General features: G+C 62.7%; 15 protein-coding genes. 7 read left to right on the forward strand and 8 right to left on the reverse strand.

Annotated features, from left to right (window positions below):
- Positions 1-66: 66 nt before the first annotated feature.
- The gene (locus DK261_RS02995) at positions 67-672 is read left to right on the forward strand and encodes a 5-formyltetrahydrofolate cyclo-ligase (RefSeq protein ID WP_009051407.1); all 606 of its coding nucleotides are present in this window, start codon (positions 67-69) and stop codon (positions 670-672) included.
- Between the two features lie 34 nt (positions 673-706).
- On the opposite strand, the gene DK261_RS33120 is transcribed toward DK261_RS02995, so the two are convergent.
- Positions 707-853 carry a hypothetical protein gene (locus DK261_RS33120; RefSeq protein ID WP_007926740.1) on the reverse strand — a complete coding sequence of 49 codons (147 nt, stop codon included), beginning with the start codon at positions 851-853 and terminating at the stop codon, positions 707-709.
- Between the two features lie 195 nt (positions 854-1048).
- Between DK261_RS33120 and DK261_RS03000 the strand changes: the two genes are divergently transcribed.
- The 4 genes from DK261_RS03000 to DK261_RS03015 all read left to right on the forward strand — a co-directional run bounded on the left by DK261_RS03000 (position 1049) and on the right by DK261_RS03015 (position 6430).
- Positions 1049-1498: an EVE domain-containing protein gene (locus tag DK261_RS03000; RefSeq protein WP_028683686.1), complete on the forward strand. Its 450-nt coding sequence runs from the start codon at positions 1049-1051 to the stop codon at positions 1496-1498.
- 134 nt (positions 1499-1632) lie between these two features.
- Complete coding sequence (locus tag DK261_RS03005; RefSeq protein WP_009051409.1) at positions 1633-2598, forward strand: HlyD family secretion protein; 966 nt, start codon at positions 1633-1635, stop codon at positions 2596-2598.
- A complete protein-coding gene (gene rbbA, locus DK261_RS03010; RefSeq protein WP_110175271.1) occupies positions 2595-5315 on the forward strand; it encodes a ribosome-associated ATPase/putative transporter RbbA in 2721 nt (906 codons plus the stop codon). The genes DK261_RS03005 and rbbA overlap by 4 nt, the downstream gene beginning before the upstream one ends.
- Entirely contained in the window at positions 5315-6430 is a 1116-nt protein-coding gene (locus tag DK261_RS03015) for an ABC transporter permease (RefSeq protein WP_028683684.1), read from the forward strand. The genes rbbA and DK261_RS03015 overlap by 1 nt, the downstream gene beginning before the upstream one ends.
- A 106-nt stretch (positions 6431-6536) precedes the next feature.
- Here DK261_RS03015 and DK261_RS03020 read toward each other — a convergent pair whose 3' ends face one another.
- A complete protein-coding gene (locus DK261_RS03020) occupies positions 6537-6944 on the reverse strand; it encodes a flagellar basal body-associated protein FliL (protein WP_009051412.1) in 408 nt (135 codons plus the stop codon).
- A gap of 158 nt (positions 6945-7102) precedes the next feature.
- On the opposite strand from DK261_RS03020, the gene DK261_RS03025 reads away from it, so the two are divergent.
- Complete coding sequence (locus tag DK261_RS03025) at positions 7103-8080, forward strand: NADPH:quinone oxidoreductase family protein (RefSeq protein ID WP_028683683.1); 978 nt, start codon at positions 7103-7105, stop codon at positions 8078-8080.
- Between the two features lie 251 nt (positions 8081-8331).
- Positions 8332-9681 carry a glycerol-3-phosphate transporter gene (gene glpT / locus DK261_RS03030; protein ID WP_007926732.1) on the forward strand — a complete coding sequence of 450 codons (1350 nt, stop codon included), beginning with the start codon at positions 8332-8334 and terminating at the stop codon, positions 9679-9681.
- Here glpT and DK261_RS03035 read toward each other — a convergent pair.
- The 6 genes from DK261_RS03035 to DK261_RS03060 form a co-directional block, all read right to left on the reverse strand.
- Entirely contained in the window at positions 9678-10325 is a 648-nt protein-coding gene (locus DK261_RS03035; RefSeq protein WP_009051415.1) for a gamma-glutamylcyclotransferase, read from the reverse strand. The two genes, glpT and DK261_RS03035, sit on opposite strands and share 4 nt — an antisense overlap.
- Positions 10326-10546: 221 nt before the next feature.
- The gene (locus DK261_RS03040; protein WP_038635977.1) at positions 10547-11515 is read right to left on the reverse strand and encodes a CDP-6-deoxy-delta-3,4-glucoseen reductase; all 969 of its coding nucleotides are present in this window, start codon (positions 11513-11515) and stop codon (positions 10547-10549) included.
- Positions 11515-12981: a 4-hydroxy-3-polyprenylbenzoate decarboxylase gene (gene ubiD / locus DK261_RS03045; protein ID WP_009046125.1), complete on the reverse strand. Its 1467-nt coding sequence runs from the start codon at positions 12979-12981 to the stop codon at positions 11515-11517. The genes DK261_RS03040 and ubiD overlap by 1 nt, the downstream gene beginning before the upstream one ends.
- A 140-nt stretch (positions 12982-13121) precedes the next feature.
- Positions 13122-14381 (reverse strand): transcription termination factor Rho, encoded by a 1260-nt coding sequence (rho, locus tag DK261_RS03050; RefSeq protein ID WP_007926725.1) that lies wholly within the window; start codon positions 14379-14381, stop codon positions 13122-13124.
- A 247-nt stretch (positions 14382-14628) separates the two neighbouring features.
- Positions 14629-14958, reverse strand: coding sequence for a thioredoxin TrxA (gene trxA, locus DK261_RS03055; protein WP_003206727.1), 330 nt, complete (start codon positions 14956-14958; stop codon positions 14629-14631).
- Between the two features lie 126 nt (positions 14959-15084).
- The gene (locus DK261_RS03060; protein WP_009051417.1) at positions 15085-15783 is read right to left on the reverse strand and encodes a FadR/GntR family transcriptional regulator; all 699 of its coding nucleotides are present in this window, start codon (positions 15781-15783) and stop codon (positions 15085-15087) included.
- Positions 15784-16013 lie beyond the last annotated feature (230 nt).

The raw sequence follows: 16013 nt of genomic DNA on the forward strand, positions 1-16013 counted from the left end.
CGTTTTTTTCAGTTCAGGGTTATTTGATACGCTGTCCTGCCGTACCCCACCCGGACCCGAGCGACCATGACCGAACCGGCGCCGCTTTCCCGCCCGCAACTTCGACGCATACTGCGCAAAGCCCGCCGCGCCCTCACCGCCAGCGAACAACGCCAGGCCTCTCGTGGGCTGTATCGGCAACTGGCGCAGCATCCGCTGTTCCGCCGCGCCAGGCACATCTCCCTTTACCTGCCCATGGACGGTGAAATCGATCCGCGCCCGCTGCTGCTGGCCGCGCAACGCCGGGGCAAGGCGACCTATCTGCCGGTGCTCAGCGCCTGGCCCCAGACCAAGATGGTGTTTCAGCGCGTTCGCCCCGGGGAAAAACTGCGCCCCAACCGCTTCCGCATTCCCGAGCCACGGAGAAGCCTGGCCCGGCAACGCAAGGTCTGGGCGCTGGACCTGGTGCTGTTGCCGCTGGTCGGCTTCGATGAGGCGGGTGGGCGCCTGGGAATGGGCGGTGGTTTCTATGATCGCAGCCTGGCCTATCTGGCACGGCGCAAAAGCTGGCGCAAGCCGACGCTGCTGGGGCTGGCCCATGAATGTCAGAAAGTCGCGAAACTGGATCAGGCGAGCTGGGATGTACCGCTGCAAGGAACGGTGACAGACAAGAAATGGTATTTCGCGAAATAGGCGCCACCACAAGAGAGCGGCGCCCTGGAAGGGATCAACGTTTGTAAGGCTGCTGCTGTTGCGCGAGTTCGACCGGAGCGTCGGTCTTGTTGGCCCACAAGCTCTGCGCATAACCGGTTGTCACCACGCCCAAACCGAACAAAATAACCAAAATCCATAGTAAATCCGGTTTGCGTTGCATCGATTGCCCCCCTCAGGCAAATCACACACGATGACAGCAACGGTTTCCATAACAGGCCGTGCAGCAGCGTCAAGCTTAAAATCCCGGCATTCTGCGATAACGTGAACCGACACGCAAATGCTGACGTCAACCGACTGTCGGTTTGTCATAAAATCGCCCGACAACTTGCCCACGTCCCTCTGGAGAGCAAAGAAAATGGCCTATTGGCTGATGAAATCCGAACCGGAAGAACTCTCGATCGAGGGCCTGGCACTCAAGAAACAGGCGCGCTGGGACGGCGTGCGCAACTACCAGGCGCGAAACTTCCTGCGCAACATGGCGGTGGGTGACCAGTTCTTCTTTTATCACTCCAGCTGCCCCGAGCCGGGCATTGCCGGGATCGGCCAGATCATCGAGGCCGCCTACCCGGATCCGACCGCCCTGGAACCGGAAAACCCACACTTCGATCCCAAGGCCAGCGCCGAGAAAAACGCCTGGAGCGCCGTCGACGTCGCCCATGTCGAAACCTTCCCCAAGGTGCTGCGCCTGGATTATCTGAAGCAGCAAAGCGCCCTCGCCGAGCTGCCCCTGGTGCAGAAAGGCAGCCGGCTGTCCGTGATGCCGGTGACCGCCGAACAGTGGGCGGCAGTACTCGCGTTGCGCTGAACAGGCCGCCAGCGCTACTCAGGCAGGCATCCCGCGCACAACGTACTAGGCTTGCCCGTTCATTTGACGGACATCAAGTCGCCTAACGGCTTGAGCCGCCAGACTAGAACGCTATAGCCGCAGGGATACCCCCAATGCCGACGAATCACCGCTCCTCCCGTCTTTTTGCCTTCGCCTTGCTGGCATTGCTGCTGATCGCGGGCGGTTTTGGTTATTGGAAATCCACCCTGGACCGCCTGCCCGAAGGCCTGAGCATGGGCAACGGCCGGCTTGAAGCCACCGAAGTGCAGATCGCCAGCAAGACGCCCGGACGCCTGGCCGAAGTGCTGGTCGACGAAGGCGACAAAGTATCCAAGGACCAGCTGCTGGCCCGCATGGACACCCGCACCCTGGAAGCCCAGCGCGCCCAGGCCGAGGCCGATGTGGTGCGCACCCGGGAAAACCTCGCGGCGGCCGAAGCCAACGTGCAGCTGCGCCAGAGCGAACTGCTGCTGGCCAACCAGGAACTCAAGCGCTCCCGGGAACTGTTCAAGCGTGGTTTCGCCAGCCAGCAGATCATCGACCAGCAGCAGGCGCGCCTGAACACTGGCAACGCCGCCGTCCAGGCAGCCCAGGCCCAGGTCGCCGCGGTGCGCGCTGCCATTGGCTCGGCCAAGGCGCTGGTTGCCCAACTGACCAGCGAGATCGACGACAGCAGCCTGCGCGCGCCCATCGACGGCATCATCCAGCTGCGCCTGGCCGAACCGGGCGAGGTGCTGGGCGCCGGCGGCCGGGTGTTGCTGCTGATCGACCCGAGCGACCAGTACATGAACCTCTACCTGTCCGCTTCAGTGACCGGCCGCCTGGCCGTCGGCAGCGAGGCGCGGATCCTCCTCGACGCCCTACCCGATCAACCGCTGCCGGCGAAAATCAGCTTTGTCGCGGCCAAGTCCCAGTTCACCCCCAAGGAAGTGGAAACCCGCGATGAGCGCCAAAAACTGGTGTTCCGCGTCAAGCTGCGGCTGACCGAACCCAGCGCCGTTCCGCAGGCCAAGCCGGGCATGCCCGGCGCCGGCTACGTGCGCACCGCGACCGTGGACTGGCCGGCCAACCTGCAATGAACGAGCTGGCGCTGCAGGCCACCGGCATCAATCACCGTTATGGCTCGCAACAGGCCCTGGCCGACCTCACCTTCAGCCTGCCCGCCGGCACCCGCTGCGGGCTGATCGGCCCGGATGGCGCCGGCAAGTCGAGCCTGCTGGGCTTGATCGCCGGGGTGAAGAAGCTGCAGCAGGGCCAACTGCAAGTGTTCGGCGGCTCCATCGAGCAACGTCGCCATCGCAACAGCCTGTACGCACGGATCGCCTTCATGCCCCAGGGCCTGGGCGGCAACCTGTATCCCGAGCTGTCGATCCAGGAAAACATCCGCTTCTTCGCCACCCTGTTCGGCCTGTCGAAAAGCCAATGCGAACAGCGCATGCACAACCTGTTGCTGGCCACCGACCTGCTGCGCTTCGCCGAACGGCCCGCGGGCAAGCTGTCCGGTGGGATGAAGCAGAAGCTCGGGCTGTGCTGCGCGCTGATCCATGAGCCGGACCTGCTGATCCTTGACGAGCCCACCACCGGTGTCGACCCGCTGTCGCGGCGGCGCTTCTGGGAACTGGTGGACGAGGTTCGCCGCCAGCGCCCGCAACTGACGCTGCTGGTGGCCACCGCCTATATGGAGGAAGCCGAACAGTTCGAACACTGCCTGATGCTCGACCGCGGCCGGCTGATTGCCCAGGGCTTGAGCCGGGAACTGGCCATCGTCACGCCCAGTGGCAAGCTCGACGATGCCTTCACCCACTTTCAGGGCGACAGCGGGCATGACAACCAGCCGCTGGTGATCCCGCCAAGAACCACAGACAACCAGCAAATCGCCATCGAGGCCCATGAGCTGACCTTGCGTTTCGGCGATTTCACCGCCGTGAACAAGGTCAGCTTCGCCATTGGCCGGGGCGAGATTTTCGGCTTCCTCGGTTCCAACGGCTGCGGCAAGACCACCACCATGAAGGTCCTGACCGGGCTGATGCCGGCCACCGAGGGCAGCGCCAAACTGCTGGGCAACCCGGTGGACGCCAAGGACCTGGCCACCCGCAAGCGCGTGGGCTTCATGTCCCAGAGCTTTTCGCTGTACGGCGAACTCAGCGTGCGCCAGAACCTGGTGCTGCACGCCCGGCTGTTCGACCTGCACAAGGCCGAGAGCGGCCCGCGGATCGAAGAGCTGATCCGCCGTTTCGCCCTCCAGGAGATTGCCGAACAACCCTCCGGCGCCCTGCCCCTGGGCTTGCGCCAGCGCCTGTCCCTGGCGGTGGCGGTGCTGCACCGCCCGGAAGTGTTGATCCTCGACGAGCCGACCTCGGGCGTCGACCCGGCGGCCCGCGATGACTTCTGGCGCCTGTTGATCGAGCTGTCGCGGGAGCAGGGGGTGACGATCTTTCTGTCCACCCACTTCATGAACGAAGCCCAGCGCTGCGACCGCATCTCGCTGATGCACGCCGGCCAGGTGCTGGCTTGCGATACGCCGGCCGCCCTGCAGCAACAGTTCGCCGGCGAAACCCTGGAAGCCGCCTTTGTCCGCTGCCTGGAAGACGCCCAGGGCACGTCGGAACCACCGCCCCCAGCCACGGAACAGCCCGAGGTCGCCAGCGCCATGCACAGTGACGGTCGGCGCTTCAGCCTGTCGCGCCTGATCGCCGTGGCCACCCGTGAAGGCAAGGAGCTGATGCGCGACCGGGTGCGCCTGAGCTTCGCCTTGCTCGGGGCGCTGTTCATGATGGTGATCTTTGGCTACGGCATTTCCCTGGACGTGGAAAACCTCGCCTTCGCCGTCTACGACCAGGACCAGACGCCGCAAAGCCGCGCCTACCTGGAAGCCTTCCGCAGCTCCCGCTACTTCAAGGAGCAGAAGCCGATCCGTGACGCCGCCGAGCTGCACCGGCGCCTGCAACGCTCGGAGATCAAGCTGGCCCTGGAGATTCCCCCCGGCTTCGGTCGCGATCTGTACGCCGGGCGCCAGCCCGCGGTGGCCGCCTGGCTCGACGGCGGCATGCCGTTTCGCGCCGAGACCAGTCGCAACTATGTCGAAGCAGTGCATCAAGCCAATATCGAATTGCTCGCCGAACACAGCAGCCGGGCCCCGGGGCGGCCCCCCGCGGCCCGCCTGGAAACGCGCTTTCGCTACAACCAGGACGTGGTCAGCGTGAATGCCATCGGCCCCGGGGTGATGGCGCTGATCCTGGCGTTCATCCCGGCGATGCTCACGGCGCTGGGCATCGTGCGCGAGAAGGAACTGGGCTCGATCACCAACTTCTACGCCACACCACTCAAGCGCCTGGAGTTTCTCCTGGGCAAGCAGGCGCCTTACCTGGGCCTGAGCCTGATCAACCTGGCGCTGCTGGTGGCCATGAACCGCTGGCTGTTCGGCGTGCCCTTCAAGGGCAGCGGCCTGACCCTGGCCTTCGGCGGCCTGCTGTACGTGCTGGCCACCACCAGCCTGGGCCTGCTGATTTCCGCCTTCACCCGCACCCAGATCGCGGCGATCCTCGGCACCATGATCATCACCAGCCTGCCGACCATCCAGTTCTCCGGACTGATCGTGCCGCGCTCGTCGCTGGACGGCGCCGCGGCGCTGATGGGGCAGCTGTTCCCCGCCGGTTACTTCCTCGACATTGCCGTCGGCACCTTCACCAAGGCCCTGGACCTGCGCCAGCTGTGGCCACAGTGCCTGGCGCTGTTCGGGTTCTTCCTCGGGTTCACCGGGCTGAGCCTGGCGATGCTGAAAAAGCAGGAGGCCTGATGCACCGGTTCAACCACATCCTGCGCCTGGGCCTCAAGGAACTCACCAGCCTGCGACACGACAGCGTGTTGCTGCTGTTCCTGCTGTACGCCTTCACTGTGGCCATCTACATGCCCGCGGCCGGGTCGGTGATCGGCGTGCACAACGCCAGCGTCGCGCTGGTGGACGAAGACCACAGCCATCTCTCGCGCCAGCTGGCCGAGGCCCTGCAACCCCCGGAATTCCAGAACCCGGAGCCGTTGCCCTACGACCAGCTGGACCAGGTCATGGACAGCGGCCAGTTCACCTTCGTCATCAATGTGCCAGCCAACTTCCAGAACGACCTGCTGGCCGGGCGCCAACCCAGCGTGCAAGTGAATGTCGACGCCACCGCCATGAGCCAGGCCTTCATGGGCGCCGGTTATATCGGGCGGATTTTCCAGCGTGAACTGTCGAACTACAGCCAGGCCGACCCCGCAAGCCGGATGCCGGCCCAACTGACCAGTCGCGCGCTGTTCAACACCAATCTGCAGGGCGGCTGGTTTCTGGCGGTGATCCAGATCGTCAACAACATCACCATCCTGGCCATTATCCTGACCGGTACGGCGCTGCTGCGCGAGCGCGAGCACGGCACCCTAGACCATCTGCTGGTGCTGCCGCTGACCGCCCTGGAAATCATGCTGGCGAAGATCTGGAGCAACATGCTGGTGGTGGTGCTCTGCACCTGGGTGTCGCTGGAGGTGATCGTCAAAGGCGTGCTGGGCGTGCCGCTGGCCGGTTCGCTGGGGCTGTTCCTCGCGGTGACCGCGCTTTACCTGTTCGCCAGCACCGCGCTGGGGATCTTTCTCGCCACGCTGGCGCGTTCGACCCCGCAATTCGGCTTGCTGGCGATTCCGGTGATCATCCCGATGTTGCTGCTGTCGGGCGGCAGCACCCCGTTGGACAGCATGCCTCAGTGGCTGCAATGGGTGATGCAGGGCTCGCCGTCGACGCACTTCGTCAGCCTCAGCGCCGCGATCCTGTTTCGCGATGCCGGCATCAGGGTGGTCTGGCCAGACCTGCTGGCCCTGGCGGTGATCGGCCTGCTGTTCTTTGGCATTGCCCTGGCGAGGTTTCGCAGGAGCCTGGCGTCCTGAGCGACTGGTAGGAGCGAAGCTTGCTCGCGATCAGCCGTCAGGCTGGAATTTGGCGGGGTCCGCGATATCGCTATCGCGGGCAAGCCTCGCTCCTACGGATCCAGCGTTACTGGATGATCAGGTTGTTGAACAGCAGGTCTTCCACCACCGGCTTGCCGGTTTCGTCGTTCATCACCTGCTGGGTCTGCTTCAGGGCTTCCTGGCGCAGCTTTTCCTTGGCTTCGACGTTGTTCATGGTTTCCGTGGTCTGCTGGGCGAACAGCGCCACCAGCTGGTTGCGGATCAACGGCTCGTTGGCCCTCACCGCCTGGGCGGCGGCATCGCCGGTCACCCGCAGGGCGACGTCAGCCTTGTAGACCTTGAGCTTGGGGCCGCCATCCAGGCCGTAGTTACCCACGAACGGCGGGTTCAGGCTGATGTAACTGACTTTCGGTGCTTCGCCCTCTTTAGCTTCCTCGGCCATGGCTGCCATGGGCAGAGACAGGGCCAGCATCAACATGATCCACGCTTTCACAATTCGCTCCTTATCCGGTAGGCGGTCTAGCATAAAGGCCCCTCTGCCTGAGCCCAAGCACAAAGCTTATGGCTGGTTATCAGGCCGGGGCATGCTCGTTGACCGCGTTATTCACCCACCTACACTTATCGGCCATCACTCCCAAAGGAATAGCCCTGATGAAAGCCGTGCTGTGCAAAGCCTTCGGCCCCGCCGAAACGCTGGTGCTGGAAGACGTCGCGAGTCCTGTACCGAAGAAGAACGAAATCCTGCTGCAGGTGCACGCAGCCGGGGTGAACTTCCCGGACACGCTGATCATCGAGGGCAAATACCAGTTCAAGCCACCCTTCCCGTTCTCGCCCGGTGGCGAGGCCGCGGGAGTGGTCGGCGCTGTCGGCGAGAAGGTGAGCCACCTCAAGGTCGGCGACCGGGTCATGGCGCTGACCGGCTGGGGCAGCTTCGCCGAGGAAGTGGCGGTGCCGGGCTACAACGTCCTGCCGATTCCAGCGTCGATGGACTTCAATACCGCTGCCGCCTTCAGCATGACCTACGGCACCTCGATGCATGCCCTCAAGCAGCGCGGCAACCTGCAACCGGGTGAAACCCTGCTGGTGCTCGGCGCTTCCGGCGGTGTCGGCCTGGCGGCGGTGGAAATCGGCAAGGCCATGGGCGCCCGGGTCATCGCCGCCGCCAGCAGCGCCGAGAAACTCGCGGTGGCCAAGGCCGCCGGCGCCGATGAGTTGATCAACTACAGCGAAACCAGCCTGAAGGACGAGGTCAAGCGCCTGACCGACGGCCAGGGCGCCGACGTGATCTACGACCCGGTCGGCGGCGACCTGTTCGACCAGGCCATCCGCTCCATCGCCTGGAACGGCCGGCTGCTGGTGGTGGGTTTTGCCAGCGGACGCATTCCCGAGCTGCCGGTCAACCTGGCGCTGCTCAAGGGCGCCGCGGTGGTGGGTGTGTTCTGGGGTTCGTTCGCCCAGCGCCAGCCCCAGGACAACGCGGCGAACTTCCAGCAGTTGTTCGGCTGGTTCGCCGAAGGCAAGTTGAAACCGCTGGTCTCGCAGGTCTATCCGCTGAGCAACGCCGCCAGCGCCATCAACGATCTTGGCCAGCGCAAGGCGGTGGGCAAGGTGGTGGTCCAGGTTCGCTGAATCCCCTGCGCTCTACCGGAGCCTGCTCGCAATAACCGGATGAACCTGTTTATCGTGAGCAAGCTCTTCTCCCACCCGCCGCAGCCGCCGGCACCAGAAACGCCCCCTGCTTATCTTTAAGCGACATGTTCGTAAAAGAACATGCAAATGCTCCTGTGTTGCGTGCTCCCAGATAAGATGCAGTGCTATTTTCGGTAACGAAACTGTAACATTCGCATCCGCAGTCAAAACAAGAAATTTGGAGCTCTTGAATGTTTGCTTTCTTTCGACCTGCCGCACACCAGGCGCCCCTGCCTGACGAAAAAATAGACAGCACCTACCGCCGCCTGCGCTGGCAGATCTTCGCCGGGATCTTCATCGGCTACGCCGGCTACTACCTGCTGCGCAAGAACTTCTCCCTGGCCATGCCGTACCTGATCGAAGAGGGTTACACCCGCGGTCAGCTGGGCTTGGCCATGTCGGCGATCGCCATCGCCTACGGCCTGTCCAAGTTCCTCATGGGCCTGGTGTCCGACCGCTCCAACCCGCGCTACTTCCTGCCCTTCGGCCTGCTGGTGTCGGCCGGGGTGATGTTCATTTTCGGTTTCGCACCCTGGGCCACATCCAGCGTGACCATGATGTTCATCCTGCTGTTCATCAACGGTTGGGCCCAGGGCATGGGCTGGCCGCCAAGCGGGCGGACCATGGTGCACTGGTGGTCGCAGAAGGAACGCGGCGGCGTGGTTTCGGTATGGAACGTTGCGCACAACGTCGGCGGCGGCCTGATCGGCCCGCTGTTCCTGCTCGGCATGGGTTGGTTCAACGACTGGCACGCGGCGTTCTACGTCCCGGCCGCCGTGGCCTTGATGGTGGCGCTGTTCGCCTTCGTCACCATGCGCGACACCCCGCAATCGGTCGGCCTGCCGCCAATCGAGAAATACAAGAACGACTACCCGGAAGGCTACGACGCCAGCCACGAAGAAGAATTCAGCGCCAAGGAAATCTTCGTCAAATACGTGCTGCGCAACAAAATGCTCTGGTACATCGCCATGGCCAACGTCTTCGTCTACCTGCTGCGCTACGGCGTACTGGACTGGGCGCCGACCTACCTCAAGGAAGCCAAGCACTTCACCGTGGATAAAACCTCGTGGGCCTACTTCTTCTACGAGTGGGCGGGGATTCCGGGCACCCTGCTGTGCGGCTGGATGTCGGACAAGATCTTCCGTGGCAACCGTGGCCTGACCGGCATGGTGTTCATGGCCCTGGTGACCGTGGCGACCCTGGTGTACTGGCTGAACCCGGCCGGCAACCCGACCATCGACATGATCGCGCTGTTCTCCATCGGCTTCCTGATCTACGGCCCGGTGATGCTGATCGGCCTGCAGGCCCTGGAGCTGGCACCGAAGAAAGCCGCCGGCACCGCCGCGGGCTTTACCGGTCTGTTCGGCTACCTGGGTGGCTCGGTCGCGGCCAGCGCGGCGATGGGCTACACCGTGGACCACTTCGGCTGGGACGGCGGTTTTGTCCTGCTGGTAGGCGCCTGCCTGCTGTCGATGGCCTTCCTGGCCCCGACCCTGTGGCACAAACAGGTCGCCAGCCAGAGCCGCGAAGCCATTGCCTAGTGGGTTGCTGACTTACAGCGCTTGAGCCGCGCCTCCAGATTACGGTCTGGCATGGCGTGGCTACGCAGGGCGTGCACGGTCTGCTCGACATAATCGCGAGTGGTGCCGTAGCGCCCGCAGGCGCTTTCAAATACCTGGCTCAGCACATGGTCCGGCAGGTTGCCGGCATAGCTGGGCAGGTGTCGCTCCAGAACGAACCCCAGGGCCTGAACCCGGCTACCGTCTTCGAGACGGCAGTTGAGCCAGTGCGGGCGATAGGACGGGTACGGCATCTCGCGCTGCCACAGCGCATACAGCGAGGTTTCCAGCTGTTCTTCCGGCAAGCGGTAGGCGAAGCCGCTGCAGGAACCGCCACGATCCAGGCCAAAGACCAGCCCCGGCTTCTCCGGCGTGCCACGGTGTTCATGGGACCACAGGTACAAGCCGCGATGGTAGCCATGCACCCGCCCGCGCATGCGCTCGACCGCCGAACATTCGGGGCGCCAGATCAGCGAACCGTAGGCAAACAACCAGACCGGCCCGCCCTTGTGGCGTGCCATGGTGGACTGCATCGAGCTGAGGAGCTGTTCGTGGGTGAGCTGCGGCCCCAGGTCGAGCCGCGGAGGGTAAGCCAGATTCAAAAAACTGGATTCAATGGCTGTCATGGCGAATAGCGTTCGGCTCCCCGCGTATAAAGAATTACTTAATAGAACGCACGGCTGTAACTCCAAGACACATATGTTTCAAGTGTTTCAAGGCAAGTTAAGTGCCATCGAAGAGTTTTAACTTTCAATAATGCGTGGCATATAACCTACCGGCATTTATCTAATTAAATAAATACCGATGGGCTATATCGGAAGTTATAACGAGGGACAGTCCCGAGAACTCAGGACCGAGGAGCGTAGGCAAATACATCGGCGCGCATCTGGTGCGCATCCATGCCCGCTTCAACCAGCGCGTCCAGGGTCGCGTAGATCATCGCTGGCGAGCCGCTGGCGTAGACATGCACCGCCGACAGGTCGGCAATGTCCTCGCTCACCGCCTCGTGCAGCATGCCGCAGCGCCCTTCCCAGCCACAGAGGTCGCTGACCACCTTGTGCAGGAACAGGTTGGGCAGCTTCTTCCATTCGTCCCAGTGTTCGATCTGGTAGAAGTCGTCCGGCCGGCGCACACCCCAGTACAGGTGCACCGGGTATTTGAAGCCCTTGGCGCGGCAATGCTCGATCAGGCTGTGCATCTGCGCCATGCCGGTGCCGGCGGCGATCAGCACCAGCGGCCCGTCCGGCAGCTCGGCCAGGTGGGTATCGCCAAACGGCAGCTCGATGCGCACATTGCCATTGCGCTGCAGCTGTTCAATCAGGCTTTGTGCACTGCTTTCGCGCACCAGTACGTGCAGCTCCAGCTCGCGCCCGGCGTGCGGTGCCGAGGCCAGGGAGAAGGCCGATTTTTCGCCATTCTCCCGCTCGAGCATCAGGTACTGGCCGGCGTGATAACGCGGTGGCTTGCCGGCCGGCGCCCGCAGGCGGACCCGCCAGACATCGCCGCCGACCTCCAGACACTCGGTGACCTGACACGACAGACTGCGCACCGGCAGCTCTCCCAGCGCAAGGACGCCATCCCACAGCACGATGCAGTCTTCCAGCGGCTCTGCAATGCAAGTGTAGAACTCGCCGTGATCGCGCACATCGCCGGCCTGCAGGACCCTGCCCTCCACCAGCAAGGCACAGCACACATGACAGTTGCCATTGCGGCAGCTTTGCGGGCATTCATAGCCCAGGCGCCGCGCCGCATCGAGAATCCGCTCGCCGGGCAGCGTCTCAAGCACCGCTGCGGAGGGCTGCAAGGTTACACGCATCAATCTATTCCTAACTGATTCCAGATGGCATCGATCCGGCGAGTCACCGCCTCATCCTTGACGATCACCCGGCCCCACTCGCGAGTGGTTTCACCGGGCCACTTATGCGTGGCATCGAGCCCCATCTTCGAACCCAGGCCGGAAACCGGCGAGGCGAAATCGAGGTAGTCGATCGGCGTGTTATCGATCATCACCGTGTCGCGCTTGGGGTCCATGCGCGTGGTGATGGCCCAGATCACGTCGTTCCAGTCGCGCGCGTTGATATCGTCGTCAGTGACGATAACGAACTTGGTGTACATGAACTGTCGCAAAAACGACCAGACACCGAGCATTACCCGCTTGGCGTGGCCGGGGTACTGCTTCTTCATGGTCACCACCGCCATGCGGTACGAGCAGCCTTCGGGCGGCAGGTAGAAGTCGGTGATTTCCGGGAACTGCTTCTGCAGGATAGGCACGAATACTTCGTTCAGCGCCACGCCGAGAATCGCCGGCTCATCCGGCGGACGACCGGTGTAGGTGCTGTGGTAGATCGGCTTGATCCGGTGGGTGATGCGCTCGACGGTGAACACCGGGAAGCTGTCGACTTCGTTGTAGTAGCCGGTGTGGTCGCCATACGGGCCTTCATCGGCCATCTCGCCCGGATGAATCACCCCTTCCAGGATGATTTCCGCGGTGGCCGGCACTTGCAGGTCGTTGCCACGGCATTTCACCAGCTCGGTGCGGTTGCCCCGCAGCAGGCCGGCGAAGGCGTATTCGGAGAGGCTGTCCGGCACCGGCGTCACGGCGCCGAGGATGGTCGCCGGGTCGGCTCCCAGGGCCACGGATACCGGGAACGGCTGGCCCGGGTGCTTCTCACACCATTCGCGGTAATCCAGCGCGCCGCCACGGTGGCTCAACCAGCGCATGATCACCTTGTTGCGACCGATCACCTGCTGGCGATAGATCCCGAGGTTCTGCCGGTCCTTGTTCGGGCCCTTGGTGACGGTCAGGCCCCAGGTGATCAGCGGGCCGACATCGCCCGGCCAGCAGGTCTGCACCGGCAGCATCGCCAGGTCGACGTCATCGCCTTCGATGACCACTTCCTGGCAGATCGCGTCCTTGACGACTTTTGGCGCCATGGAAATGATCTTGCGGAAGATCGGCAGCTTGGACCAGGCATCCTTCAGTCCCTTGGGCGGCTCGGGCTCCTTGAGGAAGGCCAGCAGCTTGCCGATTTCCCGCAGTTCGCTGACCGCTTCGGCGCCCATGCCCAGCGCCACGCGCTCCGGGGTGCCGAACAGGTTGCCCAGCACCGGAATGTCGTAGCCGGTGGGCTTTTCAAACAGCAGGGCCGGACCTTTGGCACGCAAGGTGCGATCGCAGACCTCGGTCATTTCCAGCACTGGGGACACCGGAACCTGGATGCGCTTGAGTTCGCCGCGCTGTTCCAGACCGCTGATAAAGTCGCGCAAGTCGCGATACTGCATGCGTGAGCCTCGTTTTGGCCGTGGCGTTCGGGGCTGGCAGTTTAGCGCCGAACCCGACTGTTCAGAACAGTGAACTGCCGTTCATCAATAATCAGATAGCAAAAAGCCGGGTTTCCCCGGCTTTTGCGGTCCCGCTCGACTTACTTGCGTTTCATCGACAGGAAGAACTCATCGTTGGTCTTGGTCTGTTTCAGCTTGTCGACCAGGAACTCGATGGCGGCGACTTCATCCATAGGATGCAGCAGCTTGCGCAGGATCCACATGCGCTGCAGCTCGTCGTCGGCGGTCAGCAACTCTTCGCGGCGGGTGCCGGAACGGTTGATGTTGATGGCCGGGAATACACGCTTCTCGGCGATCTTGCGGTCCAGAGGCAGCTCCATATTGCCGGTGCCCTTGAACTCTTCGTAGATCACTTCGTCCATCTTCGAGCCGGTTTCAACCAGCGCGGTGGCAATGATGGTCAGCGAGCCGCCTTCTTCGATGTTCCGCGCGGCGCCGAAGAAACGCTTCGGTTTTTCCAGGGCGTGGGCATCGACACCACCGGTCAGCACCTTGCCGGAGCTCGGGATCACGGTGTTGTAGGCACGAGCCAGGCGGGTGATGGAGTCGAGCAGGATCACCACGTCCTTCTTGTGTTCGACCAGGCGCTTGGCCTTCTCGATCACCATCTCGGCAACCTGCACGTGGCGGGTTGGCGGTTCGTCGAAGGTGGAGGCGACCACTTCGCCGCGCACGGTGCGCTGCATCTCGGTCACTTCTTCCGGACGTTCGTCGATCAGCAGCACGATCAGATGAACTTCTGGGTTGTTGCGGGTGATGTTCGACGCGATGTTCTGCAGCATGATGGTCTTGCCCGCTTTCGGCGGAGCAACGATCAGACCACGCTGGCCTTTACCGATCGGGGCGCACAGGTCGATGACACGACCGGTCAGGTCTTCGGTGGAACCGTTGCCGGCTTCCATCTTCATGCGCACGGTCGGGAACAGCGGCGTCAGGTTTTCGAACAGGATCTTGTTCTTCGCGTTCTCGGGACGATCGTAGTTGATCGTGTCGACCTTCAGCAGTGCGAAGTAACGCTCGCCTTCCTTTGGAGGGCGGATCTTGCCAACGATGGTGTCACCGGTGCGCAAGTTGAAACGACGGATCTGGCTCGGGGAGACGTAGATATCGTCTGGACCGGCCAGATAGGAGGCGTCGGAGGAGCGAAGAAAGCCGAAGCCGTCCTGGAGGATCTCCAGCACGCCATCACCGGAGATTTCCTCGCCGCTTTTAGCGTGCTTTTTCAGCAGGGAGAAAATCACGTCCTGCTTGCGCGAACGGGCCATATTTTCTATGCCCATCTGTTCGGCCAATTCGAGCAGTTCGGTAATCGGCTTTTGCTTGAGTTCAGTCAGATTCATATAGGAATGACGTAATCATTTATGGAGGGGGGAAATTAAGCTTTTGGCTTAATGATGCCGCGCCGCGGAGAAGGCGACAGGATCGCGTACTTATTCGAAAAGGAGAGCGTCGGCGACGGCTTGCAGGGGGCAGAGGAGAAACCAGTGCGGGGCCGAATGTAACACCTGAGTTTCTGAGCGTCTAGCCCTGAATAATGAAAAAGCCCCGCTATTTACGGGGCTTTTTTGATGCGATTTACAACGACGCTTAGATGTTGGCGTCGAGGAAAGCAGCCAGTTGCGACTTGGACAGTGCGCCGACCTTGGTGGCTTCGACGTTGCCGTTCTTGAACAGCATCAGCGTCGGGATACCACGCACGCCATGCTTGGCCGGGGTTTCCTGGTTTTCGTCGATGTTCAGCTTGGCAACGGTCAGCTTGCCTTTGTAGGTTTCAGCGATTTCGTCCAGGACCGGAGCGATCATTTTGCATGGGCCGCACCACTCAGCCCAGTAGTCGACCAGTACAGCGCCTTCGGCCTTGAGTACGTCAGCCTCGAAGCTAGCGTCGCTAACGTGTTTGATAAGATCGCTGCTCATGGAAGTCTCCAGGTTGTAAGCAAAAAAACGTGGCCCATCATAGCCGCCCTTCCCGCGTTCAGGAAGCCGGAGTTGATTGACTCTCGCTATGGTGCCCGATGAATTTGGGTATAGCTCAACTGGAAACTATGCGGGGGTGACAAAGGCGATTCCGGTGCGCAATGCCGCGCCACGCACATGCTCCTGCATGGCCTTCTGCGCCGCTCCAGAGGCATGCCGGGCCAGCCCGCGCAGGATCTTGCGGTGCTCCTGCCAGGTTTCCATGGCCCGCTCGGGCCGGATGAACGGTAGTTTCTGGCTCTCCAGGAAGATCTCGGCGCTGGTACTGAGAATGCTCACCATTGCCTGATTGCCGCTGGCCTGCAGGATCTTCTGGTGAAACTCGAAGTCCAGCCGCGCCGCCGCCTCGAAATCCGCCGCCCGCAGCTCGTTGCGCATCGCCTCGACATTGTCCTGCAGCGCATCCAGCTCGTCGGCGGTCAGGGTCACGGCCGCCAGCCCCGCGGCAAAGCCTTCCAGGGCATAACGCAGCTGAAAGATATCCGTCGGCGAGGCCTGGGCCGCGAACGGCCAGCTCAGCCCCACGCCATTGACCGGCGACTCCGCGGCCTGCACGAACACGCCCTTGCCGGGCTGCACGCTGATCACGCCCAAGGCGCTCAAGGACGACAGCGCCTCGCGCAACGAGGCTCGGCTGACCCCCAGTTGCACGGCCAGATCGCGCTGCGACGGCAGCGCATCGCCCGGGCCGAAGCCGCGCTCGTTGATCAATTGGCGGATGGCTTGCAGCGCCACCTCGGGTACGGCGCGGGAGATCGAGTTCATAAAATTCAGGCTGGCCGGTCCAGGAAAAAGCTAGTTGTAAAGCTATTCGCCGAGCCCGGCAAGTCGTGCCCCAAGGGGGTTCGGGCGCATCGCCGGACGCTCGATAAGGGGGCAGAAACGCCAACAACTGTTCAGACCAGTAAGACCGAACAAAACCAGCAAAACCCAGCACTCCAGGGCTTTTACCGGCGCTTGGCACGGCCTGTGCTGTGTCGCTGCGCAGAAATCAC

Source organism: Pseudomonas sp. RW409 (genome assembly GCF_003184125.1).
GTDB lineage: Bacteria > Pseudomonadota > Gammaproteobacteria > Pseudomonadales > Pseudomonadaceae > Aquipseudomonas > Aquipseudomonas chlororaphis_I.

Bases quoted from the DNA above. Each gene is read 5' to 3' on its own strand.
- DK261_RS03000 (WP_028683686.1), top strand. From the start codon at position 1,049: ATGGCCTATTGGCTGATGAAATCCGAACCGGAAGAACTCTCGATCGAG.
- DK261_RS03040 (WP_038635977.1), bottom strand. From the start codon at position 11,515: ATGCGTGTAACCTTGCAGCCCTCCGCAGCGGTGCTTGAGACGCTGCCC.
- DK261_RS02995 (WP_009051407.1), top strand. From the start codon at position 67: ATGACCGAACCGGCGCCGCTTTCCCGCCCGCAACTTCGACGCATACTG.
- DK261_RS03035 (WP_009051415.1), bottom strand. From the start codon at position 10,325: ATGACAGCCATTGAATCCAGTTTTTTGAATCTGGCTTACCCTCCGCGG.
- DK261_RS03005 (WP_009051409.1), top strand. From the start codon at position 1,633: ATGCCGACGAATCACCGCTCCTCCCGTCTTTTTGCCTTCGCCTTGCTG.
- DK261_RS33120 (WP_007926740.1), bottom strand. From the start codon at position 853: ATGCAACGCAAACCGGATTTACTATGGATTTTGGTTATTTTGTTCGGT.
- rbbA (WP_110175271.1), top strand. From the start codon at position 2,595: ATGAACGAGCTGGCGCTGCAGGCCACCGGCATCAATCACCGTTATGGC.
- ubiD (WP_009046125.1), bottom strand. From the start codon at position 12,981: ATGCAGTATCGCGACTTGCGCGACTTTATCAGCGGTCTGGAACAGCGC.
- DK261_RS03060 (WP_009051417.1), bottom strand. From the start codon at position 15,783: ATGAACTCGATCTCCCGCGCCGTACCCGAGGTGGCGCTGCAAGCCATC.
- DK261_RS03015 (WP_028683684.1), top strand. From the start codon at position 5,315: ATGCACCGGTTCAACCACATCCTGCGCCTGGGCCTCAAGGAACTCACC.
- trxA (WP_003206727.1), bottom strand. From the start codon at position 14,958: ATGAGCAGCGATCTTATCAAACACGTTAGCGACGCTAGCTTCGAGGCT.
- rho (WP_007926725.1), bottom strand. From the start codon at position 14,381: ATGAATCTGACTGAACTCAAGCAAAAGCCGATTACCGAACTGCTCGAA.
- glpT (WP_007926732.1), top strand. From the start codon at position 8,332: ATGTTTGCTTTCTTTCGACCTGCCGCACACCAGGCGCCCCTGCCTGAC.
- DK261_RS03025 (WP_028683683.1), top strand. From the start codon at position 7,103: ATGAAAGCCGTGCTGTGCAAAGCCTTCGGCCCCGCCGAAACGCTGGTG.